Annotated in this window: 20 protein-coding genes; 14 read left to right on the forward strand and 6 right to left on the reverse strand. The window is 64.0% G+C overall.

Features of this window, described 5'->3' with window-relative positions; genetic code table 11:
* Positions 1–1,787: alpha,alpha-trehalase TreF (gene treF, locus P0D73_RS21545; RefSeq protein ID WP_408432775.1), on the reverse strand; the 1,787-nt coding region annotated here is incomplete at its 3' end.
* Between the two features lie 31 nt (positions 1,788–1,818).
* Here treF and P0D73_RS21550 point away from each other — a divergent pair.
* The 6 genes from P0D73_RS21550 (at position 1,819) to P0D73_RS21575 (ending at position 9,357) form a co-directional block, all read left to right on the forward strand.
* Positions 1,819–1,986 (forward strand): hypothetical protein, encoded by a 168-nt coding sequence (locus P0D73_RS21550; protein WP_408432777.1) that lies wholly within the window; start codon positions 1,819–1,821, stop codon positions 1,984–1,986.
* Between the two features lie 64 nt (positions 1,987–2,050).
* Entirely contained in the window at positions 2,051–5,626 is a 3,576-nt protein-coding gene (locus tag P0D73_RS21555; RefSeq protein ID WP_408432779.1) for a response regulator, read from the forward strand.
* 18 nt (positions 5,627–5,644) lie between these two features.
* Positions 5,645–6,490: a CheR family methyltransferase gene (locus P0D73_RS21560; protein WP_408180985.1), complete on the forward strand. Its 846-nt coding sequence runs from the start codon at positions 5,645–5,647 to the stop codon at positions 6,488–6,490.
* 10 nt (positions 6,491–6,500) lie between these two features.
* Positions 6,501–7,127: a chemotaxis protein CheB gene (locus P0D73_RS21565; protein ID WP_408180984.1), complete on the forward strand. Its 627-nt coding sequence runs from the start codon at positions 6,501–6,503 to the stop codon at positions 7,125–7,127.
* Between the two features lie 9 nt (positions 7,128–7,136).
* Positions 7,137–8,264 (forward strand): hybrid sensor histidine kinase/response regulator, encoded by a 1,128-nt coding sequence (locus P0D73_RS21570; RefSeq protein WP_132377348.1) that lies wholly within the window; start codon positions 7,137–7,139, stop codon positions 8,262–8,264.
* A gap of 274 nt (positions 8,265–8,538) precedes the next feature.
* On the forward strand, positions 8,539–9,357 hold the full coding sequence (locus P0D73_RS21575) for a helix-turn-helix transcriptional regulator (protein ID WP_132377347.1): 819 nt from the start codon (positions 8,539–8,541) through the stop codon (positions 9,355–9,357).
* Positions 9,358–9,381: 24 nt separating this feature from the next.
* Here P0D73_RS21575 and P0D73_RS21580 read toward each other — a convergent pair whose 3' ends face one another.
* Entirely contained in the window at positions 9,382–10,323 is a 942-nt protein-coding gene (locus P0D73_RS21580; RefSeq protein ID WP_408314444.1) for a LysR family transcriptional regulator, read from the reverse strand.
* Positions 10,324–10,607: 284 nt separating this feature from the next.
* On the opposite strand from P0D73_RS21580, the gene P0D73_RS21585 reads away from it, so the two are divergent.
* From P0D73_RS21585 to P0D73_RS21595, 3 genes are all read left to right on the forward strand, one after another.
* Positions 10,608–11,807 carry an amino acid aminotransferase gene (locus tag P0D73_RS21585; RefSeq protein ID WP_408432782.1) on the forward strand — a complete coding sequence of 400 codons (1,200 nt, stop codon included), beginning with the start codon at positions 10,608–10,610 and terminating at the stop codon, positions 11,805–11,807.
* A gap of 198 nt (positions 11,808–12,005) precedes the next feature.
* Entirely contained in the window at positions 12,006–12,797 is a 792-nt protein-coding gene (locus tag P0D73_RS21590) for a class II aldolase/adducin family protein (RefSeq protein WP_132377344.1), read from the forward strand.
* Between the two features lie 4 nt (positions 12,798–12,801).
* Positions 12,802–13,785 (forward strand): 2-dehydropantoate 2-reductase, encoded by a 984-nt coding sequence (locus P0D73_RS21595; protein ID WP_408432784.1) that lies wholly within the window; start codon positions 12,802–12,804, stop codon positions 13,783–13,785.
* A gap of 57 nt (positions 13,786–13,842) precedes the next feature.
* Here P0D73_RS21595 and P0D73_RS21600 read toward each other — a convergent pair whose 3' ends face one another.
* The 4 genes from P0D73_RS21600 to P0D73_RS21615 all read right to left on the reverse strand — a co-directional run bounded on the left by P0D73_RS21600 (position 13,843) and on the right by P0D73_RS21615 (position 19,341).
* A complete protein-coding gene (locus P0D73_RS21600; RefSeq protein ID WP_132377342.1) occupies positions 13,843–14,034 on the reverse strand; it encodes a hypothetical protein in 192 nt (63 codons plus the stop codon).
* A gap of 18 nt (positions 14,035–14,052) precedes the next feature.
* Positions 14,053–15,810: an FAD-dependent oxidoreductase gene (locus tag P0D73_RS21605; protein WP_408432786.1), complete on the reverse strand. Its 1,758-nt coding sequence runs from the start codon at positions 15,808–15,810 to the stop codon at positions 14,053–14,055.
* A 161-nt stretch (positions 15,811–15,971) separates the two neighbouring features.
* The gene (locus tag P0D73_RS21610; protein ID WP_408180977.1) at positions 15,972–17,924 is read right to left on the reverse strand and encodes an AI-2E family transporter; all 1,953 of its coding nucleotides are present in this window, start codon (positions 17,922–17,924) and stop codon (positions 15,972–15,974) included.
* A 136-nt stretch (positions 17,925–18,060) separates the two neighbouring features.
* Complete coding sequence (locus tag P0D73_RS21615) at positions 18,061–19,341, reverse strand: DUF445 domain-containing protein (protein WP_408314450.1); 1,281 nt, start codon at positions 19,339–19,341, stop codon at positions 18,061–18,063.
* A gap of 216 nt (positions 19,342–19,557) precedes the next feature.
* Here P0D73_RS21615 and P0D73_RS21620 point away from each other — a divergent pair, with 216 nt between their 5' ends.
* From P0D73_RS21620 to P0D73_RS21640, 5 genes are all read left to right on the forward strand, one after another.
* Positions 19,558–20,700 (forward strand): metallophosphoesterase family protein, encoded by a 1,143-nt coding sequence (locus P0D73_RS21620; RefSeq protein WP_408432788.1) that lies wholly within the window; start codon positions 19,558–19,560, stop codon positions 20,698–20,700.
* Positions 20,697–23,321 (forward strand): AAA family ATPase, encoded by a 2,625-nt coding sequence (locus P0D73_RS21625; RefSeq protein WP_408432790.1) that lies wholly within the window; start codon positions 20,697–20,699, stop codon positions 23,319–23,321. The genes P0D73_RS21620 and P0D73_RS21625 overlap by 4 nt, the downstream gene beginning before the upstream one ends.
* 266 nt (positions 23,322–23,587) lie before the next feature.
* Positions 23,588–24,064: an Hcp family type VI secretion system effector gene (locus P0D73_RS21630; protein WP_408180973.1), complete on the forward strand. Its 477-nt coding sequence runs from the start codon at positions 23,588–23,590 to the stop codon at positions 24,062–24,064.
* A 19-nt stretch (positions 24,065–24,083) separates the two neighbouring features.
* Entirely contained in the window at positions 24,084–24,566 is a 483-nt protein-coding gene (locus P0D73_RS21635; protein WP_408432792.1) for a DUF2778 domain-containing protein, read from the forward strand.
* Complete coding sequence (locus P0D73_RS21640; RefSeq protein WP_408180971.1) at positions 24,563–25,174, forward strand: hypothetical protein; 612 nt, start codon at positions 24,563–24,565, stop codon at positions 25,172–25,174. The genes P0D73_RS21635 and P0D73_RS21640 overlap by 4 nt, the downstream gene beginning before the upstream one ends.
* The last annotated feature ends 10 nt before the right edge of the window (positions 25,175–25,184 follow it).

Raw genomic sequence — 25,184 nt, forward strand, 5'->3', positions numbered from 1 at the left:
GTTTGTTTATGGTGGGGGGGGGGGGCGGCGCACGGCGGGCCCCCCGACACGCCCGCCGGACCTTCGGGAATATCGCTAGGACGCGAGGCCTGCACCGTCTGCGGATACAGCACGAGCAACGCGCGCAGCACGCCATTGGTCCAACCGAAACCATCCTGCAGCGGATACTCGCCACCACCCGCCGAAACGCCGGGCGTGGCCGCGTCGATATCGTATTTCTCGACGAGCTTGCCGGTGTGCTGGTAGTACGACACATTGGTCTTGATCCAGCGCGTGGCGATGGTTTGCGCAAGCGCCGCTTCGCTGTAGCGCCGCAAGCCGATCACCGCCAGGTACTGCAATGGCGCCCAGCCGTTCGGCGCGTCCCACTGCTGGCCCGTCGCCGCCTGCGTGGTGGCGAGTCCGCCCGGGCGCAGCAATTCGCGCTGCAACGTAGCGGCGACCGTTTTCGCCTGCTGACGGCTGGCTATCCCCGTATACAACGGATAGACCGTCGCGGCAGTGAGCCTGTGCGTGAGCGTGTGATGCACGAAGTCGTAGTCGCCGAATGCCTGCAATTGCGGGTCCCACAGCAAGCGGCGAATGGCTTCGGCGCGCGAGGCGGCGCGCTGCTCCATATTTTCCGCATGCGTGACGTCGCCGCGCAGACGATAAGCCTTGGCCAGCGTGCGCTCAAGATCGGCGAGCAGGCAATTCAGATCGACGGGCACGAGTGAAGTCACCTCCACGGTAGCGAGCGTCTTGCCGTCCGCGAACCAGCGCGAGCTGAAATCCCAGCCGGTTTCGCCGCCGGCGCGCAGATTGCGCCAGAGATCCGCGGAATCCCGTTGTGGGGTCTGCTGCGCGGTGAGGACATCTTCGCGATACGACTCGTCGCGCGGCGTGGCGCGTTCGTCCCAATAGCGGTTGAGCAACGTGCCGTCAGGCATGCGCACCACATGCCGGTTGGCGTGGCCGGCGGCCAGGCCATCGCTGCCGTCCATCCAGTAGGCGTACTCGCGCTGCAACTCGGGCAAATACTGCGCGTAGACGGCGTCACCATCCTTTTCGGCGACGAGCCGCACCATCTGCGCGAAGAACGGCGGCTGCGAGCGGCTCAGGTAGTAGGTGCGATTGCCGTTCGGAATATGGCCGTAGCGGTCGATCAGGGTTGCGAAGTTCTTCAGTTCGTCGACGACCAGCGCATGCTGTCCGCTCTGTTCGAGGCCGAGCATGATGAAGTACGAGTCCCAATAGTAGATCTCATCGAAGCGGTCGCCCGGCACGATATACGCGTACGGCAGCGGCAGCAGCGAGGACCATGGGCTTGCGGTCGCATCCGGCTCGCGGCGCAGCACGTTCCAGAGTGTATCGATATGGCCCACCACGTCCTGATTCGGATCGGATACATAGACCTTCGCCGTGCGCGTGGGCAGCGTGAAATTGTGCTTCACGAAGTCGGCGAGATTGAAGTTGGGCTGTTGCCTGGCGGTGCTATACGCAGCCGCGATCTGCGCGGGCGCCGAAAGCGGCACCATGTCCGCGAAAGTTTTGCTGTCGGGATAGAGATGCGCGAGCTGCACATCACGATAGAGCGTCGGATATTGCTCGGACGGCGGGATGGGCACGACCGGCGAAGCTTCCGTGGGCGCCTCGACGTGCACGGTGGCGGCCACGATGCTGCCGTGTGCCGAGGGCGGCTCGGCAACCTGCGCCGCGCCGCTCAACGAGGCATGCCAGATGAACGCGGCGGCGAGGGCGATACGCAAGGGCGCGCGGGAGAAATCGGTGAGGGCGTGAGAAGGCATCGGCTACCGGAAGAGAGTGGACGGCGATCGGTTGATCGAAGAAAGCGGATTTGTATTCCTCGCACGATTGACCCGCGTGGGCGGCGCAAAGTTGCGTGAGTCGGCAACAGGCCCGTCCAGCAAGCCTGAACCGCTGACCCGCGCCTCAAAAACAACCCTCATCCTGTATGATTACGCGCGTCGCATCGCGACAAAATGAATCACGCGAAATACCCGAAAAATATTCCGAATCGACTCGATTCGGCAAGCCGAAGACAGAAAAAATGACCGCATCTCAGGCCGTCGACCAGAATCGTTTTCGCAGCATCATTCGCCGCAACATTGCCTTGCCTCTGGGTGTCGGCCTGGTCACGATGGCCGTCTTCGTTGGACTGATTGCCTACCTGGTCTCGACCATGAACTGGGCCGAGCATTCCGAACGCGTGATCGGCCAGGCCAATGAAATGCTGCGCCTCGCGGTCGACCGCGAGACCGCGATGCGAGGCTTCCTGATCACGGGCGACGAGAGCTTCCTCGCGCCTTATGAAGCCGGCGGCCCGCGCTTCAAGACGCAGATCGAGGCCTTGCAGGAGATGGTCGCCGACAACCCGCCGCAAGTCGAGAAGCTCAAGCAGATCGAGGCCATTCAGCAACGCTGGAGCCGTTTCGCTGAAGAGATGATCGACGCACGCCGTCGGAATCAGAATTTCGAGGACGCCTTGGCGAGCGGTCGCGGCAAGACCGAATTCGATGAAACGCGCCGTGAATTTGCTGAGTTTCTCGACGTCGAGTTGCGCTTGCGTCAGGAGCGCAGTGAAGCGACGCGCCGAGTCACCACCACGCTGGTGAGCGTGTTCCTGCTGTTCAGCCTGAGCGTGAGCGGCCTGCTCGCGTGGATGGGCCGGCGCGAACTGATGGGCTTGTCGACCACGTATGACGGCGCGCTGCGCCAGCAGGCCGAACAGACCGAGATGCTGCAAGGGCAAGTGTGGTTGCGCTCGGGGCAGCGCCTACTTGCGGAAAAGGTGGTCGGTCAGGCGACCTCGCCGCTGGTGGGCCGTGCGATGCTCGACTTTCTCGCGCAATATCTGGACGCCGCCGTGGCCGCGCTCTACGTGCGCGACAGGCAGCACGGCGCGCTACGGCGCATCGCGACATACGGTTTCAGCCGCGAAAGCGAGCAGGCCAGCGCGCGCAATTTTGCCGAAGGCGAGACGCTGATCGGCCAGGCGGCTCTCGCGCGCCGCACGCTGATCTTGCGCGACTTGCCGGCGAATTACGTGCAAGTGGTCTCCGCGACCGGCAGCAGCGCGCCGAAGAACCTGCTCGTCATGCCGATCGAAAACGACGGCGAGGTCAATGGCGTCGTCGAACTGGGCTTCATGCGCGAGTTGACCGCGCGTGACCAGGAGTTCATGGAACTGATCGCCAAGGGCATGGGCGACTTCGTCGAAGCCGCGTTGTATCGCGAGCGTCTGCAGGACGCGCTGGCCGAAACGCAGCAGTTGAACGAAGAACTGCAGGTGCAGCAGGAGGAATTGCGCGTCTCCAATGAAGGACTCGAAGAGCGCGGCCGCGCGCTGATGGAATCGCAAACGCGGCTCGAGGCGCAGCAGGCCGAGCTCGAACAGACCAACGTGCAGCTGGAGGAATACGCGCAACGTCTCGAGCGGCAGAAGTCCGATCTGCTGCGCGCGCAGGACGACCTCGCGGCCAACGCGGCGCGCCTCGAACAGTCGAGCCGCTACAAGTCAGAGTTCCTTGCCAACATGTCGCACGAACTACGTACGCCGCTGAACAGTTCGCTGATTCTCGCGAAGCTGCTGCAGCAGAACCGCACCGGCAATCTGACGGAAGAGCAGGTGCGCTACGCGGAAACGATTCATGCTTCCAACAGCGACTTGCTGGTGCTGATCAACGACATTCTCGATCTGTCGAAGGTCGAAGCCGGGCAGGTCACGGTCGAACTCGAAACGGTGTCGATCGACGCAACCCTGCAGGCGCTGGAGGAACTGTTCAGGCCGATGGCCAGCGCCAAGCATTTGCGTCTCGCGTTCGACCGCTCGCCGGGCACGCCGGATACCTTCATCACCGACGGCCAGCGCGTTACGCAAATTCTGCGCAACCTGCTTTCGAACGCGGTGAAATTCACCGAACGCGGCGAGGTGGCGCTCTCGGTGGCACCGGCCGAAGGCGACATGCTGCGTATCGACGTGCGCGACTCCGGCATCGGCATCGCGGCCGACAAGCTGGACATGATCTTCGAGGCGTTCCAGCAGGCCGACGGTTCCACCAGCCGTCAATACGGCGGCAGCGGCCTGGGTTTATCGATTTCGCGCGAGTTTTCGCGCTTGCTGGGCGGCCGGATCACCGTCGCCAGCGAAGTCGGCAAGGGCAGTGTGTTCACGCTGTGGTTGCCGCTCGATGCAGAGGCGGCCTTGAACGCAAGCCAGGGCGCGCACCCTGCGCCGGCGCCGGCCGTCGCCTCGGCTCAGACGTCAGCCGACGCACCGGCCGCGGCCGAATCGACGATGGAACCGTTGCTTGTGCGCCCGTCTTCGGGCGGCAGCCAGCCCACGGTGATCACGCCGGCCAATGGCCTGACGAGCGGCTTCATCAACGGCAACGCGCCCGAAACCACCAACGGCCCGATTGCCGACGACCGCGACAACCGCACGCGCGCCGGCCGTCTGATCGTCGCGGTGGAAGACGATCTCGCCTTCGCCGAAATCCTGCGCGATCTGACGCACGACCTCGACTTCGACTTCGTCCACGCCAGCAGTGCCGCCACCGGTCTCGCCCTCGTGCGCGACATGCGCCCGGCGGCGGTGTTGCTCGACGTCGGCCTGCCGGACCGTTCCGGCCTGACCGTGCTGGAATGGCTGAAGAACGATCCGCTCACGCGTCATATCCCGATCCACATCGTCTCGGCTACCGATCACGCCGACAAGGCGCTGCACCTCGGCGCCATCGGCTATACGCTCAAGCCGACCGCGCGCAGCACGATGGAAGCCGCGATCCGCCGCCTCGAAGCGCGTCTGCAGCAGCGCCTCAAACGCGTGCTGGTGATCGAGGACGACGCGCCGATGCGCGAAAGCATTCGCGCGCTCCTGCAAAGCGAGAACACCGAGATCGTTGCAGTCGCAACCTTGGCCGAAGCGCTGGAGTATCTGGGCAAATTCACCTTCGACTGCGTGGTGACCGATCTCGCGCTGCCCGACGGCACCGGCTACGATCTGCTCGAACGGCTCGCCGCGAACACCGCGCATGCCGCGCTGCCGGTGATCGTCTACACGGGCCGCATGCTGTCCGACGAGGAAGAGCACCGCCTGCGCCGCTATTCGAAATCGATCATCATCAAGGGCGCGAAGTCGCCCGAGCGCCTGCTCGACGAGGTGACGCTGTTCCTGCATAGCGTGGAGTCGTCGCTCGCGCCCGAGCAGCAGCGCATGCTGCGCACGGTGCGGCAGCGCGACAATGCCTTCGAGGGCCGCACGATCCTGCTGGCCGAAGACGACGTCCGCAATATTTTCGCGCTCTCGCACGTGCTGGAGCCGCTCGGTGCGAAACTGCAGATTGCGCGCAACGGCCGCGAAGCGCTCGAAGCGCTGGAAAACGGGCCCGAAGTGCATCTGATCCTGATGGACATCATGATGCCGGAGATGGACGGTTTGACCGCGATGGGCGAGATTCGCCGCAATCCGCGCTTTGCTCATCTGCCGATCATCGCGCTGACGGCAAAGGCCATGGCGAACGACCGCACGCGCTGCCTCGAAGCCGGCGCGGACGACTACGTCTCGAAGCCGATCGACGTGGACAAGCTGGTCGCGCTGTGCCGCGTCTGGTTGCGGCAACGGTAGCAGGAACACGGGAACAGAATGAGCCAGTCAGAATTCGACGCACCGCAACGCATCAGCGACTTCGACATCGAGTTGAAGCTGCTGCTGGAGGCGGTGTATCTCAAGTATCAGCACGACTTCCGGCACTACGCGATGTCGTCGCTGCGGCGCCGCCTGTCGCAGGCGCTCGAGGAATTCGGGCTGAAGACACTGTCGCAGTTGCAGGACCGCATCATGCGCAACGGCGACGAGTTTTCGCGGCTGTTCCAGTACCTCACGGTCCAGGTCAGCGAGATGTTTCGCGACCCGGCGTATTTCCTCGCGCTGCGCGAACACGTGCTGCCGCGCTTGCGCACCTATCCGTCGATCAAGGTGTGGGTAGCGGGATGCAGCACGGGCGAAGAACTCTGGTCGCTGAAAATCCTCTTCGACGAGGAGGGCCTGACCGAGCGCACGCTGTTCTACGCGACCGACATCAACCCGGACGCGCTGGCGCGCGCCGAGTCCGGCATCTACGCGCTGGACCGGATTCAGGGCTTCACGCAGAACTATCTGGCGGCCGGCGGCAAGCGTTCGCTGTCCGACTACTATCATGCTGCCTATGGCGGCGCGCGCTTTGCGGGCTCGCTGAAGGAGCGCGTGGTGTTCGCCGACCACAGCCTGTCCACCGACGAGGTCTTTCTCGAAGCGCATCTGGTGTCGTGCCGCAACGTGCTGATCTATTTCGATCGCGGCTTGCAGGATCGCGCGCTGGGTCTGTTCGAGAACGCGCTCGTGCGGCGTGGTTTTCTGGGCTTGGGCAGCAAGGAAAGTTTGCGTTTTTCCCGTCATTACGAAGCGTTCGACGAATTCCGTCCGAGCGAACGCATTTATCAGAAGCGCTAGCACGCTCACCATGCCACGCTCAACTGTCCAGCCAGCTGTCGATTCCGAACCGCGCGCCGAAGCGGCGCGCGGCTACGAGCTCGTCGTGATCGGCGGGTCGGCGGGCGGCATCGAAGTGCTGAACGTGCTGCTCGGCGCGCTGCCCGCGGACTTCGCGCCGGCCGTTTTGATCGTCACGCACCTGCCGCCCGATCCGCCGAGCTACCTGGTGGATGCGTTCGCGCATCGCTGCGCGTTGCCGGTGCTCGAGCCCGATGCGGGCGAACGCATCATGCCGGGCCGCGTGCACATTGCGCCACCGGGCTACCACATGCTGGTGGAGGTGGACCGCACCGTCGCGCTGTCGACCGACGCCGCCGTGCGCTTTTCGCGTCCCTCGATTGACGTGCTGTTCGAGTCGGCCGCCCCCGTGTATGGCGAACGCCTGCTGGCGCTGCTGCTCTCCGGCGCCAACGACGACGGCGCGCAAGGCTTGAAGCGCGTGCGCGCGTTCGGCGGCACGGCCTGGGTGCAGGCGCCGGACACTGCTGCTTCCCCCGAGATGCCGCGCGCCGCGATTGAACGCGGCGTGGCGGATTTTATTTACACTCCCGAAACCATGGCCCGGCGGCTTGCCGCATTGCCGGCCTCTTTCTGACCCGATGCCATGACGAACTCACCTGTGAACATTCTGATCGTCGACGACATCGTCCACAACATCACGGCGCTCGAAGCCTTGCTGGCACGGCCTGATCTCGCCGTGCTGGTGGCCGACTCGGGCACGGCGGCGCTCGACCTGCTGCTCAAGCACGAAGTTGCGCTGGCGATTCTCGACGTCAACATGCCCGGCATGAACGGCTTCGAACTGGCCGCGCTGATGCGTGGCAGCCCGCGCACCTCGCACGTGCCGATCATCTTTCTGACGGCGACCGCGCAGGATGCGTCGCGCACGTTCCGCGGCTACGAAGCCGGCGCGGTCGACTTTCTCTACAAACCGTTCGATCCGCGGATTCTGCAATCCAAGGTCGATGTGTTCGTGCAGCTCGAACAGCAGAAGCGCCAGCTCGCGGCGCAACTCGTCACCACGCGGCAGATGCTCGAAGCCAACGAGATGCTGATGGCGGTGCTGAGTCACGACTTGCGCACGCCGCTCGGCGCGGTGCTGGCGTCGGCGGAATATCTGATGCGCACGGCGGCCGACGAACAGTCGGTGACAGTGGCCGCGCGGGTGAAGAACAGTTCGCTGCGCATGGCGCGCATGGTCGACCAGTTGCTCAATCTCGCGCGTTTGCAGGGCGGGCGCCTGCCGTTGCAACCGCGCTCGATCGAGCTGGCGACGCTGTGCCGTTCCGTGATCGACGAATTCGCGTCGCGCGAGAACGGCAAGCAGATCGTGTTCGCGAGCCGCGGCAATACATCGGGCGCGTGGGACACGGACCTGGTCTGGCAGGCTGTGTCGAATCTGGTGAGCAACGCGCTGCATCATGGCGCGCCGGGCAGCGATATCGGCGTCGAGGTGGATGGCGAAGCGGTCGAGTCCGTGCGTCTGAAGGTCGCCAATCGCGGCACGATTCCGGCCGAGGTGTTTCCGCATCTGTTCAAGGCGTTTGGCCCGAACAACAGCGGTGCGCGCTCGCGCGAAGGGCTGGGGCTCGGCCTGCATATCGTGCAGGAGATCGCGCGGATGCACGGCGGCAATGTCAGCGTGCATTCCGACGAAGCGATAGGGACGATCTTTACGATCGAGTTGCCGAGAATGGTGACGTTCCAGCGCGGGTCGTTTACGGGCAAGTAAGCGCCCGATGTCACCGGCAGGGTCCGGTAATCAGCGGGCGAGATGCGTCACGGGGGCCGGCTTCACGGTAGGAAATGCCCAGGCCGTCGATCTCGATGCTGCGATAGCGCATGTCCGCGCATGTCGATGTGATGCCAGTGCTCCTTGCTCAGTCAGTGAGATCACGCGTTCTGGACAACTGTAGGCGTTCTTGCAGACCACCGGAAACAGTCCCGCGTTGCGCTGTGCTACGCTTGGCGAACCGAACCCCTTGCACAGCGACCCGACTCTCATCATGCGTTCCTGGCGCATCTCTGCACCGCACCGCAACGAACAGATCAGCACCTCGCGCGCGACCGAGCTCGTCATGTCGATCTCGCACGCGGATGCCGACGCGCTCGCCGCCAGCATCCTCAGAACCGTCGGCGATACGCTGCCTGTCTCGCAGTGCACCATCTTCGCCTATGAATTCGACGCGAGGCCGCGCACCGTGTCAGCCGCCGATCATCGCGGCGGCCGCTTTCTGCGCGACGTCGCCGATCGCTACGCCACGCACTTTTATGCCCTCGACGGCAATCGCGCGATTATCGGCCGTTCGCATGAAAAACCGGCGCGCGACGCGTTGGTGCTGCACCAGCAACAAAGCGAAGAGATCGAAAACGAAGCGTATCGCGCGGCCTGTTACGCGCAGCCGAATGTGTCCGACCGGCTATCGCTGCTCGTGCAGCCGATGGAAAGCGTCTGGCTGTCGATCAATCTGTATCGCGACCGCGCCTATGGCGTGTTTCAGCCGGGCGAGCTGGAACGCGTCGAAAGCCTCGCGCATCTGTTCGCGCACGCGGCGAAGAGTCATTACGCGCTGAATGGACAGCATCAGCAGGGTTCGGCCGCCGCGATGCTGGCGCGGGTCAGACGCGCTTGCCCGGCACTCACGCCGCGCGAACTCGATGTGTTGCGCGGCACGCTCGAAGGCGCCGGCGCCGCGGAAATCGCTGTGCAAATGGGCGTCAAGCCTGCCAGTGTGGTCACCTATCAAAAGCGCGCTTACGCGCGCCTTGGCATCTCTAGCCAGCGCCAGTTGTTCGCGCTGTGCATGGTGCCCGAGCGGGCTTGAGCCGACGCGTTCAGCAGTCGCCTGTCACGCACGCTTAGGCCGCACATCGGCCTGCGTCTCGCGATCCCAGCGCTTCAGCCACGGCATGATGAAATCCGCGAAACCATCGGCGGGCGGCGACAATGCGCGCTCGGTGGAACGATACACGCACACCTCGCGGATCGTTTCGGGATCGACGATGCGCTTCATTACCAGCCCGAAGGTCCGCGCCAGCGGCGCGACATAGGCGGGCGCGAGCGTAACGGCCAGCCCTTGCGAGGCCAGGCCGAACGCCGTGGTGACGTTGTCCACCACGTCCACCGGAATGATGCGCGCCTCCGCCGGCAGATTGGCCAGCATTTGACCGACCGCGCGTTCGTGGTCGCGGCCGGTGGCGACGATCGGCACCTCGCGCAAATGCGGCCACAGCACGCGGCGGCGCGCGTTCAACGGATGGCTCGGCGCGCACCACATCACCCACGGACTCGCGAACGCCGGGTCGCATCGCACGCGTGTGCCGCTTGGCCGGTCGGGGCCGATCGCGAGGTCCACGTCGCCGCTTTCCACGCGTTCCACCAGTTGCTCGACCACGGTGTCGCAAATGCGCACGACCACCTTCGGCTTGTCGCGCGCATATTCGGCGATGGCCGCGGGCAGCGCGGTCGCCGCCAGCACCAGCGGCGCGCCGATCCGCACGATGCCCGCGGCGCGGTTGCGGATATCGTCGGCGGATTGCGCGGCGGCGCGCACGTGGCGCAGCACCGATTCCGCCGACGATAGAAAATCCTGCCCCGCGCTCGACAGATTCACGCGCCGCGTGGTTCGGTCGAAGAGGCGAAAGCCGAGTTCCGCTTCGAGGTCGGCCAGCAACTGGCTGACCGCCGACGAAGTCAGGCCGAGCCGGTCCGCCGCCGCGCCGATGCTATGCAAATCGACGATGGCGAGAAACGCTTCGAACTGACGGATGGTGACGCGCGTGAGTGGCATTCGGCGATTCTAAAGAAAAACTAACGAATCGTGAAAAATCGATTGATTGTGCGCCGTGCGCCATGCGCGGAGACTTCTCCTAATCGACGCACCGAGCCAAACCCGCTTAGACTTCGGTCTCGCTCTGTCGACCAGAGTTGGCGCTTTCGTGCTTACTCCGGTCCCATGCAAGTGGATTGCCGTCTGAGCCAGGCCGGCACGCAAGCCGGTTCACGCCGGGCTGTCGTTACGCCACACCAAGCGTCACACCAAGGCCGCAGCGCGGCCGCATTCAAGGAATTGCCATGTTCGACCACATTCCCGCTTACCCAGGCGACCCGATTCTGAGCCTGAACGAAGACTTTCAACTCGACCCGCGCACCAACAAGGTCAATCTGAGCATCGGCATCTATTTCGACGACGCCGGCAAGCTGCCGGTGATGGACGCCGTGCGCCGCGCCGAAACCGCGCTGCTCGATTCGATCGGCCCGCGCTCGTATCTGCCGATGGCCGGCCTGCCGCTCTATCGCGACGCGGCGCAGGCGCTGGTATTCGGCGCGGACAGCGAGGCGCGCAAGGCGGGCCGGATCGCGACGCTGCAAACCATCGGCGGCTCGGGCGCGCTCAAGGTCGGCGCCGATTTCCTGAAGCGCTATTTCCCCAGCTCGCAGATCTGGATCAGCGATCCGAGCTGGGAAAACCATCGCGTCGTGTTCGAAGGCGCGGGGCTGACGGTCAACACCTACCCGTATTACGACGAACACACCGGCGGCTTGCGTTTCGCCGACATGATCGAGACGATCGGCCGCTTGCCTGAACAGAGCGTCGTGCTGCTGCACGCGTGCTGCCACAACCCGACCGGCGTCGATCTGAGCCCGGCGCAATGGGCCGAGCTGGTGCCGGTCTTGCAGCGCCGCAAGCTGATCGCTTTCCTCGATATGGCTTATCAGGGTTTCGGAGCCGGTCTGGAAGAAGACGCCGCCTGCGTGCGTCTGCTGGCCGACGCGGGCATTCCGTTGATCGCCGCGAATTCGTTCTCGAAGAATTTCTCGCTGTACGGCGAGCGCGTCGGCGCGTTGAGCGTGGTTTGCAAGAGCGCGGAAGAGGCCGGCCGCGTGCTCGGTCAATTGATGTCGACGGTGCGCGCGAACTACAGCAATCCGCCGACGCACGGCGCGCGGCTGGTCGCCAACGTGCTCGCGGATGCGTCGTTGCGCGCTTCGTGGGAAGCGGAACTCGCCACCATGCGCGAGCGGATTCTCGCCATGCGCGGAACGATTCACGCCGGACTCGCGGGCCGTGTGGACGAAGTGATGCGCGCGCGCTATGTCGCGCAGCGCGGCATGTTCACTTATACGGGTTTGAGCGAAAGCCAGGTGGAACGCCTGCGCAGCGAATACGCGGTGTATGTGCTGCGCTCCGGGCGCATGTGCGTGGCCGGTCTGAATGAACGCAATGCGGAGTATGTGGCGACGTCGATCGTGGCCGTGGTGTCGGGCGCATAAGCGCGTTTTTTCGATCAACAGAACGATAACAGCAACGATCTTGCATGGGACTGGAGTAAGGCGCTAAAGCGCCAACTCTGGTCGACCGCTTTGCATGGGACCGGAGTAAGCGCTAAAGCGCCAACTCCGGTCGACCGCTTTGCATGGGACCAGAGTAAGGCGCTAAAGCGCCAACTCTGGTCGACAAGGGAGACCCAAATGACCACCCTCGACATACAAGCGCCGAGCGCGCCGAAGGCCCACTCGATGCATCCGGACGAATGGCATGCACGCGTGCAGCTTGCGGCGTGCTATCGGATCTTCGACATGCTCGGCTGGACTGAGATGATCTATAACCACATCACGCTGCGCGTCCCCGCCAGCGTGAGCGGCGGCGAGCGGCAGTTCCTGATCAACCCGTTCGGGCTGCACTACAGCGAAGTGACCGCGAGCAACCTCGTGAAGATCGATGCACAGGGACGCGTGCTCGATCACTCGCCGTATCCGGTGAATCCGGCCGGCTTCGTCGTGCATGCGGCGATTCACGAAGGCTTGCCCGACGCGCACTGCGTGATGCACACGCATACCACGGCGGGCGTCGCCGTGGCCTGTCTGGAAGACGGTCTGCAGCAGACCAATTTCTACAGCGCACAATTGCACGACCGCATTGCGTATCACGACTTCGAGGGCATCACGGTTCACGCCGAAGAAGGTCCGCGCCTCCTGAAGCACATCGGTGACAGGCAGGCGGTGATCTTGCGCAATCATGGCCTGCTTGCGTGGGGGCACACCTTGCCGCAAACTTTCGCGGTCCTGTGGACGCTCAACCGCGCCTGCGAAATCCAGATGGCGACATTCGCGATGGGCCGCGCGCGGCCGGTGCCGGAAGACGTGGCGATTCGCTGCTCGCGCGACGCGCTGCAGTTCGATCCGCGTCACGGCGCGGGGCAAGACGTGTTCGATGCGTTGGTGCGGCGAGTGGACCGCATCGACGCCAGTTACAAGGATTGAAACAATGAAAGTAGCTATCTACGGAGCAGGCGCGATCGGCGGCTGGATGGGTGTGAAGCTCGCCCAGGCCGGCCACGACGTGAGCGTGGTGGCGCGCGGCGGGACGCTGAACGCGCTGCGCGAGCACGGCCTGCGTCTGATCGAAGGCGGCGTGACGCATGCCGTGAAGGTGATGGCGAGCGACAAGCCCGCGGACCTCGGCGTGCAGGATCTCGTCGTGGTCGCCGTCAAGGGACCGGCGATGGCGTCGGTGGCCGCGCAGATCGCGCCGCTGCTTGGCGCGCAAACGATCGTATTGACCGCGATGAACGGCGTGCCCTGGTGGTTCTGCGACGGGCTCGGCGCGGACTTCGCCGGCAAGCGCCTGAAGTCGATCGATCCCGACGGCGCGATTGCCGCCGCGATTCCGTCTGCGCAGACCGTGGGCTGCGTGGTGCACGCCAGTTGTCTGGTCGAAGCGCCGGGCGTGATCCGCCATCATCAGGGCAATGGGCTGATTATCGGCGAAGCGTCGGGGCAGTCGAGCGAGCGTGTCGCGGCGCTCATGGCCACGCTTGCGGCGGCGGGCTTCAATGCGTCGGTGTCGGCGCAGATCCAGCGCGACGTCTGGTACAAGCTGTGGGGCAATATGACGATGAATCCGATCAGCGCCATCACCGGCACGACCACCGACCGGATTCTCAGCGACGAGCTGGCGCGCAACTTCGTGACGAGCATCATGCTGGAGGCAAAGGAAATCGGCGCGCGCTTCGGCATTCCGATCGACCAGGAGCCGGCGGATCGCCACGAGGTCACACTGAAACTCGGCGCGATGAAAACCTCGATGCTGCAGGACGTGCAAGCGGGTAAAGCGGTCGAACTCGACGCGCTGGTGGCCGCGGTGCGCGAACTAGGACAACTGACAGGCGTAGCTACGCCATATACAGATGCGTTGCTCGGTCTCGCGCGTCTGCACGCGAGCACGCTGGGTTTGTATCCGAAGCAGTGACACCAGCCTCGATGAAAAGCCGCCGTGCCATGAGAGGCGCGGCGGCTTTTTTACGCCTTATGCCGTCACCGCGGTCGAAGCCGGCAGCCGTGCCGCTTCGATCAACGACAACGCGCGCCGCGGGTTGTCGAGTTCGGTCAGGCACAGCATCGCGAGGCGGGCCAGATACAACGGCGCCTGAGCTTCGCCTTCGTTCGTGAGGGTCTTGCAGAGCGTCGTGTAGACGAGATCGAGATCGCTATCGGTCATGAGGTGGGTCTCCTTTTGTTAAGTCGTCAGCGCCGTGCTGATGGCGCGCTGCGTGGCCGCGGCGCTGCCGTCCCGCCAGCGGGCGAGTACGTGGCCGTCGGGGCGGATCAGATAGACGGTGCCGGGCGTGGCGTCGAGCATGTCGTGCAGACGGCCGGTGTGGTCGATCACGTTTGAGCTCGTAGCGTTTTGCGTGTCGTTCCTGACCAGCATGACGGCTTTGAACGGAATCCCTTGTTCGGCCAGCGTGGTTTGCAATGGCTGCCACGCTGTGTGTTGCGCGGAGTCGTCGTTCGCGTTCGCGTTTGGACCGAAGCACAGCGCGGTGAAGCAAGGCCCGAGCAGATCCGTCAGATGAATATCGACGACCACGCCATCTTCCGTACGTTTGAGCCGGCATTCCGGCAACACCGTGCCGGGCACCGGGCCTTGCTTGAAAGCGTCGGCCACGTCGCCCGCGGCTTCGTTGAGCGGCGACTTCACATAGGCAATCGCATGTGTCTGCCGAGGATTGATCAGCGGACGCACGGCCGCATGATGCTCGGCGAGGCCAAGTACCGCGCGGCGCATCAGATCGAAGGCGAATGAGGGCGGCGCCATGAACTCCGTGCTCTTCATGCCGTAGCTCAGGTTCTCGCGTGCCGCGAACACGCGCTCGTCGCTGTAGCTGTCGAGCAGTCGCGGCGATGCCACGCCGTTCACCACCCAGGCCAGTTTCCAGCCGAGGTTGTCCGCGTCGTCGATACCGGAATTGGCGCCGCGCACGCCGAAAATCGGCACGAGATGCGCGGCGTCGCCCGCGAACAGCACCCGGCCGTGCCGGTAGCGTTCGAGCGTTAGCGCGTTGGCCTTGTAGACGGTGACCCAGATCGGCGACCATGCGCCGGTTTCGCCCATGGAGTCGAGCACGCTCTGTACGCGCGGCATGACGTTCTCGGGCTGCACGGCGGCTTCCGGATCTTCGTCGTCGCGAAGCTGATAGTCGATGCGCCAGACGTTGTCGGGCTGCTTGTGCACCAGCACCGTCGAGCCGGGGTTGGAGGGCGGATCGAAATACGCAAGACGCTCGGTGGCGCGTGCGCTGTCCAGTTCGATGTCCACGATCACGTAGCGGCCTTCATATGTGGTGCCGGTGAGCTTGAGGCCGAGCGCCTCGCGGATCGTGCTGCGGCCGCCGTCGCAGGCGACCACCCAGTCGGCGTGCATCTGCCATGCGGTGTCGCCGGTGCGCAGCGCGAGCGTCGCGCCGCTCGTGCATTCCAGGTTCCCGCGGCCGCCTTCCGCCGCGTGCTGTTCGATGCCGGTCACGCGCGTCTGCCAGCGGATCTCGATCAGATCGGCATGCCGTTCCACCTCGTCGAGCAGCAACTGTTCGATCTGGTATTGCGCGATGTTGATCATGGGCGGCAGCGATTGCTCGTCGTCCTGATGCATGGCGAAGCGGAACACTTCGGTGTCGCGGTAGAAGCTGCGGCCGCCCGTCCACGGCAAGCCTTTTTGCAGGAAGCCTTGCACGACGCCGAGTCGCTTGAATATCTCCAGACTGCGCCGCGAGATGCAGATCGCGCGGCTGCCGGTGCACACGCCGTCGTCGGCTTCGATCAGCACCGAGCGCACGCCCTGGCGAGCCAGCGCGAGCGCCAGCGTCATGCCGACCGGCCCGCCGCCGACGATCGCCACGGGCCGCTTGAGCGGGTCGCGCCCGTCGACGAGCGATGGCACCACGCCCTCATAGTGACGAGGCGAAAACGGATAGGGTTTGAAGGGGCGGCTCATGCGTGTCTCCTGGATCTTCGATGCCGGGAATTGCCCGCCGGGGCTGGTTAGCTCTTCAAGGCGGTGCGAATCGATAACGAAGTATGAAGGAGGGCGCGCGTGCGGCTGTCCTCATTTTGGGTACAAAGAGCGGGGCAAGGCCGTGGCGGCGAAGCAGGCTCTCAGTCCGCTCCGCCCACATGCGATGGCTGGCGCGCATGCTGCAGGCTCGAGGCCGCCTGGCATTCCTCGATCATCGCGCGGAAGGTGGGGGCCGCGTGCGAAGCGCCGGTTGCGCCCGCCTCCGGCCCGCCTTCCGGCGCGCCGCCGACGCCGACCACCAGCGTCGCCCGCGGCCGCCATTCGCGCGTGCGCCGCAGCATGTTGCGCAGATACGGCGGCGATTCCGGCGCATCGAGCGAGACGATGCAGATGATCGGCGCGTCCTTGAAGCTCGGTTCGTCGGCGCGTGCGCTGCGATAACCCGAGTGCGTGGCCATCATCGGCGCGAGGCCCTGGCGGCCGAGCAACTGCACGGCGATCGCGGTGGTGACTTCGTCGAACGAACCGCGTCCGGGTACGCACAGCACGGACGTTTTTTCGGTTTCACGGCGCATCTGTGGCTGCGCTGAAATGTGGCTATCGTGGCGCTCGGAAAGATCGGCCGAGGCCGAAGCGAGCAGCGCGCTCGCGGTGTCGGCGGGTTCGCTGCGCGCGAGGCGGTCCGGCAAGCCGTCGGCGATTTCCAGGTTTTCGACGATGTCCACCAGCGCGTCGTTGATACGCTGCAACTGGTCCGGCATCAGCACGCCGCGCATCGCGTCGTTGCGGGCGAGCTTGAGGCCTTCGAGCGCGACCTTGTCGTAGTAGTCGATCAGCGACATCTCGCGCAACAGGCGCTCCGCCTGCACGATGGCCTCGTGCGGATCGTCCGCGAGCAGCCGCTGATAGAAGTTCTGCGCGGGCGTGAGCGCGGGCTGATCGCCCAGCAGCACCGTGAGAAAGTTCAGGCGGTCGGCGTAGCGGCCCAGCGTGACCACGCACAACGTGAGCGGCGTCGACAGCACGAGGCCGACCGGCCCCCACAGCCAGCTCCAGAAAATCGCCGCCACCACCACCGCGAGCGGCGACAGGCCGGAGCGGTGGCCATACAGCAGCGGCTCGGCGATCTGCCCGGCCACCACGTCGACGACGATGAACAGGATCAGCGTATAGACCGCCATGGTCCATTGCGGCTGAATCGCGGCCGCGAGGAACACGGCGAGAATCGCGGCGATCCAGATGCCGATATACGGCACGAAGCGCAGCAACGCGGCGATCACCCCGAACAGCAGCGCACCCGGCACGCCGATGATGGCCAGACCGATAGCGATTACGCCGCCCGCGCTCAGATTCACACCGAGTTGCGCGACGAAGTAGCGGGAGAGGCGCACGGCGGCGTCGTTGATCGCAGTGGTGGTGCGGTGCAGATCGCGCGAGCCGAACAGGCTGATCAAACGGTCGCGTAAATCCTCGCGTTGCAGCAGGATGAAAATCGTCACGACCAGCACGATAAAGGTCGTTTCGATCGGCGCGATAGCCGGCGACAACGCGCGTTGCGCGAGTTGCATCGGCGTGGGCGACGGCTCGTGCACTTCGACCTGCTGCGGCACGGCGGGCGCGTTGCGCGCGGCGCGTCCGGTGGGACGCGGCGGGTTCGGCTTGGGCGGGGCCACGCGCTGCAAGGCGACGGCGGCGCGGCTCATCAGCGAATCGGCGCGGCCGACGGTTTTCTCCTGGACCGTTTCGATTTTCTGCTCGATCGCCTCCTGATACTGCGGCAGATCGGCCGCGAGTTGCACCAGTTGCGCACCGATCAGCGCACCCACCGCGAGCAGGCTGGCCAATGCGAACAACACGGCGATGAAGATCGACGGCAGTTGCCCCATATGGAAACGCCGCAACATCTGCACGAGCGGAGCGAGCAGGAAGCTGAGCAACACCGAGAGCGTGATCGGGATCAACACCGCGCGGCCGAAGTACAACCCGCACACCACCACCACGCCGGTAATCACCGACGCGAGGCCATGCAGACTGGGCGTGCCCGGCGGGTAAACGCGGTTTGGCCGCCCGTGCGGCGGTAAGGATATTTTCATGAGCACACTTTCCGATTGAGACGCGCTGTCGTTCTTATGCTCGCCGCTCGCGGACACATTGAGGGAGTCCGGGCCATACGCATGAGCAATTCATATGCCCGGATTGTAGGCGCTTTGACGCAGGACGGCCTATTGCTCAGCCCATGTGCAGACGCAGCAAGCCGAGCAATTGCGAGCTCGCATACAGCAGCAGGCCGATAAAGCCGCCGACAATCGTCCCGTTGATGCGGATGTATTGCAGATCCTTACCAATGTTCAGTTCGATCTGCCGTGACATCTCGTGCGAGTCCCAGTTCTTGACGGTGTCGCTGATATGGCGCGTCAGGAACTGCGCGAAGTCCGGCGCCATCGCGCGTGCGGCTTCCTCAAGGTGGTCATTGAGCGACTGGCGCAACGCCGGATCGTGCGCGAGTTCGCGGCCGACCCATTGGCCCATCGCCACCACGCGCGCATGCAGCGCCGAGTCGCTGCTTTGCAGATCGCGCTTGAGCCACGCGCGCAATTCGCCCCACATGTCTTTCACATAGGAACTGAGCGCGTCGCCTTCCACCAGATAGCGTTTCAGCTCCTCGCCTTTTTGCAGGAACGCGGGATCGGTTTTGAGCTTGACGATCAGCTTGTGCGCGGCGTCGTCGAACTTCTGGCGCAGCTGATGCGTGGGGTTCTCGCTGATCTGTTCGAGCATGCGGTTCACCGCCTTGGCGATGGCTTCGGCGCCTTTCTCGCCGAGCCATGCCGAAGGCAGAATCTTTTCGATCGTTGGGTACTCGCTTTTCACCCAGTCGACGATCCGTTCGGCGATGAACTCGCGCGCATGCGGTTCGCGCAGCAGCGCCACCACCTGTTCGATGCCGGCGTCGAGCAGTTCCTGATGACGGCCGTCTTTGGTGAGCGTGTCGAGAATCGCGCCCATCGATTGCGACAGATCCACCTTGGCCAGCACGTCGCGCAGCGCGTCCTTGATGAAGACCTGGATACGCACGTCGTCGGTCAATTCCAGAATGCCGCTGGTGAGCTTGACGACGTAGTCGCCCAAACGCGCGGTGTTGGCCGGCTGCGTCAGCCAGCCGGTGATGCTGCGCGCCGGATCGTGCTTCTGGATCAGGCCGACTAGCGAAGGCACATCCAGAAACTTGTCCTGCACGAACACCGCGAGGTTGTCGGCGATCTTGTGCTTGTTCCTCGGAATGATCGCGGTGTGCGCGGAGACGATCGGGATCGGCACGCGGCGAAACAGGGCGACCACCGCGAACCAGTCGGCGAGTGCGCCCACCATCGCGGCCTCGGCGATCGCCTTGATGCCGTCCACCCAGATGCCGCGCGGCATGAACGCGGTCACCACGAAAACGCAGGCGGCGGCGAGCAACAGCAGTAACGGCGTGCGCTTGGCCTTCTTCAGTTCGATTGCTTTGTTCATCGGCGGCAGGGCAGCGGGTCGAGGTCGATTGAAATAATGTGGAGCGCTTGGCTCGCGCTTCCGGAAACGCGAGTGTAGCGCCGCTCGTCAGCGCATGGGCCAGGCCGCGCTGGCCGTCAAGGGCTAGCTTTGCCGCGTGGGCACGGTAACATCTGCGGTTAGACTGCGCCGCCTTGCCCGGCGAGGCAGATTGCAATTGAATGGAAGGGAGGCACAGTGATCAGGTTTCTGCACACCGCGGACTGGCAGATCGGCACGCAATTCGGCCAGTTCGAGCCGGACGAAGCGGCGCATCTTGCCGAGGCTCGCTTCGAGACCGTGCGCCGGATCGCCGGAGAAGCCGCCGCGCGCAAGGTCGACGCGGTGCTCGTGGCCGGCGACGTATTCGATCTGCAAACGGTCTCGGACACGGTGATCCGCCGTCTGTTCGGCGCGCTGCAAGCCTTCACCGGGCCGTGGATCATGCTGCCGGGCAATCACGACGCCGCGCTCGTCGAGAGCGTGTGGACCCGCGCGCAGCGTCTGAACTGCGTCGCGCCGAATGTGCGCCTGGTGCTCGAACCCGGCGTGGTGCTGCTGGACGAGTGCCGCTGCGCGCTGCTATGCGCGCCGCTCACGCAACGCATCACGTATGACGACACCACCGGTTTCTTCGATACGACGGAGACGCCGCCCGGTTATCACCGCATCGGGCTCGCGCACGGCAGCGTGAGCGGGATTCTGCAGGAAGGCATCGACTCGTCGAATCCGCTCGCGCCGTCGCGTGCCGCGAGTGCGCGTCTGGACTATCTGGCGCTCGGCGACTGGCACGGCCATCTGCGTGTCGATGAGCGCATCTGGTATGCCGGCACGCACGAGCAGGACCGCTTCCGCGCCAACGATCCCGGTTTCATGCTCGACGTCACGCTGAACGAGCCGGGCGCGTCGCCGCTGGTCGAGCCGGTACGGGTCGGTCAATATCAATGGCATCGCTGGGACGAAACCATCGCCGTGCCGACCGATGTGGATGCGCTGAAGGCGCGCCTCGCCACGCTGGGCAGCCACGACGTGCTGCGCGTGACGGTCGAAGGCACGGCCGCGCTGGCCGACGCCGAAGCGCTTCACGTCGCGGTGGAAGAAGCGCGAGCCCGCGTGCGGGCCTTGCGCGTCGACCTGAGCGGCCTGCAAGTGCTGCCCACCGACGACGACCTCGCCGAACTCGGCGCGCAAAGCGGCTACCTCGCTAAGGTGGTGGCGCGTCTGCGTGGCTTGCAGGAAGACCCGCAGTGCGACCCGCAAGAGGTCAAGCGCGCGGCCGAGGCATTGCTGCTTCTGGCGCGTTTTCAACGTGAATTGCCGCGCGAAGCGAGGTCCGCATGAAGCTGCAAAGTATTGCGATTCAGGAATTCAAGCAGTTCACCGGCAAGCTCGTCATCGACGATCTGCAGCCTGGGTTGAATCTCTTTGTCGGTCCGAACGAGGCCGGCAAGAGCACCATTGCCGAAGCCGTACGCGCCGTGTTTCTGGAGCGCTACAAGGCCTCGCATCTGAAAGACCTGTTGCCGTGGGGCAAGGCGAGCGGACAGCCGTCGGTCGAAGTGAGTTTCGATCTGGACGGCACGGCGTGCCGATTGTCGAAGCAGTTCGTCACGCGGCAGCGCTGCGAGTTGAAGATCGGCCAGAGCGCGTTCGGCGAAGATGAAGCCGAAGACAGGCTCGCGGCTTTACTCGGTTTTTCACGCGCCGCGCGTGGGCCGTTGAAGGCCGAGAACGCGGGCGTTCCCGGTTTGTTGTGGGTGCAGCAAGGCAGCACGCAGGAGATGCGCGATTCCACCGGTCACGCGGCGCAGTATCTGCGCGATGCGCTGTCGCAACTCTCGGGCAGCCGCGAATCGGCGGGCGAAGATGCGCTGATCGCCGCCGTGCAGCGTGAGCTTCGGCAACTGCTCACCGCGCGCACGCAGAAGTCGACTGGGCCGCTGGCCGAGGCGGAGCAGGCGCTGGCCAGGTTGATCGAAGAGCGTGGGGATCTTGAACAGCAGCGTCAACAGTTCGAGGCGAACATTGCGAGTCTCGCCGCGCAGCAGCAAGCTTTCGACGATACACAGCGCAAGCGTCCGTGGGAGCTTCACGAGCAGAAGGCCTTGCAGGCGCAGTTACGCGCCGATGCCGTCGTGCAACTCGAGGGCAGCCTGCAAGGACTTGAGCAGTCGCTGAAGGCGAGCGAAGCCGAACTGGCGCTGCCGTTGCAACAGGAGCAGAACGCGCTCGAACTGGAAGCGGCCGTCGCGCGCGAGCGCCAGCAACTCGACGCACTGCGGGCGAGCGTGGCGGCGGTCCAGGCCGAGCACGGGCAAGCAGTCTCCAGCGTGACGCAATTCGAGCAGGCTTTCGCCGATGCCAGCCGCGCGCTCGAACTGGCCAACGCGGCAGTGACCGCAGCCGATCTGCGTAGCCAGATCGGACTCTATCGCGCTGAGAGCGAGCGGCTCGAAGCATCGATCGCCGCCGCCAGCAAAGCGAACGACGCCGTGCTCGAAGCCGCGCGCGAGGCGGCCACGCTCGAAATCGACGAGGCGAAACTGAAGCGGCTTGCCGCGCTCGGCAGCGAGCTGAGCGTGCTGCGCGCCCGCACCGAAGCCGCCATGACGCGCATCGAATACCGCCTGAACGGCGCGATCACGGTCAACGATGAGCTGCTGAGCGGCGCAGGCGTGCTGCGTCTGGACGAGGAGAAGCGGATCAGTCTCGGCACGTTAGGCGACTTGCAGGTGATTCCGGGCGTCTCCGATCTGCCGGCGCGCTTGTCCGAACTCGCGTCGCTCGAAGCCCAGCATGCGCAGTTGTTGCAGGCGCTCGGCGTCGCCTCGCTCGCCGAGGGCGAGTCGAGGCACGAGCGCTGGAAGGCTGCGGTCGCGCAGCAGAAAAGCCAGGCGAAGATTCTCGACGTGCACGCGCCGCAAGGCATCGAGGCGTTGCGCGCGGCGTCGGCAACGGCCGCGGCGCGCATGCAGGCCGCCAACGAGCGGCTCGCGGGTCTGCCCGACGTGTCGGCTGCGCCGCCGCTCGACGAAGCGCGCCGCAACGCCGAGATCGCGCGCGACGCGTTGGAGGCCGCGCGCAAAGTGCTGACCCACGCGGCCGATAAAAAATCGGCCGGCATGGCGAATGAGGAATCACTCGCGGCTCAGTTGCAGCGCAAGGAAGCGCAGTTGAACGACGAAGCGTTCCGCCGCAATCGCGCGCAGTGGCAGACGAAAATCGTCGAGCAACGCGTGCAGGTCGAGGCATTGCGCAAGCAGCGCGAAGGGCGCGAGCGCGAACTGGAAGCAGCGCGCCTCGACGATCCGGCGTCTGAGGCGAAGCGCTATCGCGCGTCGGCGGAACTTGCGCGCGGCGAGCAGAACGAGCGGCAAGTGAAGATCGCGGGATTGCGCAGTCAACTGGAGACGGTCGGCGCGTCCGGTCTCGGCGAGCGTCTGGCGGCGGTCGAGGCCAAGGTCGAGCAGGCCACGCGGCGCAAGGACGAACTTGGCTTGCGCGCGAGCGCGCTGAGTCTGCTCGACGAAGTGCTGGTCGACGAACGCGATGCCGCGGTGGCGCAATTGCGCGCGCCGTTGACCGAACGGCTGGGGCATTATCTGAAGCGGATTTTCCCGCAGTCGACGATCGCGCTCGGCGACGATCTGAGTCCCGCCACGCTGGACCGCTTCGGCCGCGCGGACACGCTCGATGCGCTGAGCTTCGGCACGCGCGAACAACTCGGCATTCTGACTCGGCTCGCGTATGCGGATCTGCTGAAGGCGTCGGGCCGGCCGACCTTGCTCATGCTCGACGATGCCGCCGTGCATACCGATGCCGCGCGGCGCGATGCGATCAAGCGCGCGCTGATCGACGCGGCCACGCGGCATCAGATCCTGGTGTTCACGTGCCACCCGGAGCTGTGGGACGATCTCGGTGTGAGGCAGCGGTCGATTGAGGATCTGAAGGTGGCGGCTTAGGCGCCGGGCCAGGCGAGCACGGTGTCGGGATGAACTAGCCAGACCGCATGAATCGTGGCATGCGGCCGATGAATTTGCGTAAATCCACGCACATTTGCAGAAAGATCGCATCTCCGTCAGTCGTCATTTCCCCCGACACTACTGATTCGAGTCTTCGCTGCGGTCTGCGCCTTTTGCCAACAGTAGTCAAATCTGCTTGTGTCGAATGCTTATGCCTGTCCGCGTGACGACCGTCTGAACAGTCGCAAATGTCACGGGGGTGGTCAATGGCTCAAGACACGTTCATCAAGATTAACGGCTGCGACGGCGAATCGCAGGACGCCTCGCATCTGAACGAAATCGACGTAATCGGTTGGCGCTGGAAGGTTTCACAGGATGCAACCATGATGTCGGGCTCCGGCGGTGGCGCGGGCAAGGCCACCGTTTCAGATCTGGAGTTCACGCACAAGCTGGACCGTGCGAGTCCGAATCTGGCCAGATATTGCTTCACCGGCAAGCATATTGACCAGGTGAAACTGACCGTGCGCAAGGCCGGGGGAGTGCCGTTCGAATACCTGATGATCACGATGTACGACGTGGTCATTACCCAGGTTGAGCCGATCGGCGGCGGCGACGAATGCCACGAAGATGTTCATCTGTCTTTTTCTACAATGAAGCATGAGTACTTCGTGCAAAACGCGCAGGGAGGAAGCGGCGGTGCGGTGACCGCGACGCTGTATATCAAGAACAACACTACGAATTGACCGGGCGGGGGAAGAGGAGATGCCGGTTAAATGTACTTTTGTTCTTAATGGGAAAGCAGACTCTGTTTTTTCGTGCGAGGGGACCGCGTCTGTTGCCGCCTTCTCGGGAACTGGTCATGGCAGAGATAACCCTGATGACACGGCCGTGGAAAACGTTGGGCCGATTCCGAAAGGGACCTATTATCTCGTCGACCGCCAGTCAGGCCGGTACATGGGTTTTCTTTACGATTGGTGGGATGCGCACGGCTTCAGTTCCACCGACCGTCAAAAATGGTTCATGCTCTGGAATCCAGCGACTGGGGACACGACCAACGTTAATGGCATCAAGCGCGGCAACTTCCGGTTGCATCCGGTCGGGCGGCTCGGGCTGAGTCACGGATGCATCACGGTTGAGCGTCAATACGAATTCGATCGACTTCAGACATTCATACGTTTGCGAGGACAGACCGTGCCTGTGCCAGGGACAGCTTTGCGAGCTTATGGAACTGTTGATGTGATATGAACAAGCGATTCGCAATCGATTTTTCGGCTTACATCGCTTTGATATTGATATCGGCAGTGGAAGGGTGGCGGTCAACATATCTTGTTGACTTCGTTCTTATCGAGACGCCGGACAGTGTGGAAGCGTTTATCAGTTTCTGGTTGCACTACACTCGCGCCGACTATCTCGCAAATCCTATCGATATGGAAGTGCTCGCGTTGCTGCTCTACTGGCTGATTGCTACATTGCTGTTTGCGTTGGGACTGGCCGGAGTCAAACGGTGGTTGTCTCGCTATTTCATGGCAAGAAAAAACGGTCAAGCAATTCCCAGACTGCCTTTTTTTGTCATGCTTGTCATGTCTTTACTCGCATTCGTGGTCAGTTGCGATCTTGGCTGGTACGTTTCGCTCCTGTTCACTAAATACACTGTCGACATCCCCGTTCCTGTCAAAGCGTTTATAAAATCGTATCAATCATTCAAGGGGCAAAGCGATGGTTCCGATATCGACGACGATTTGACGTACTTCGCCGTCAACCTTTATTGGGCGATAGCAACGCTATGCGTCGGCGTGCTTCTTATTTCGTGCTGTATCGCTACGCGCCGGTTCATACACAGAAAAACACCATAACCACCGCCTG

The organism is Paraburkholderia sp. RL18-101-BIB-B (assembly GCF_046026985.1).
Taxonomy (GTDB): domain Bacteria; phylum Pseudomonadota; class Gammaproteobacteria; order Burkholderiales; family Burkholderiaceae; genus Paraburkholderia.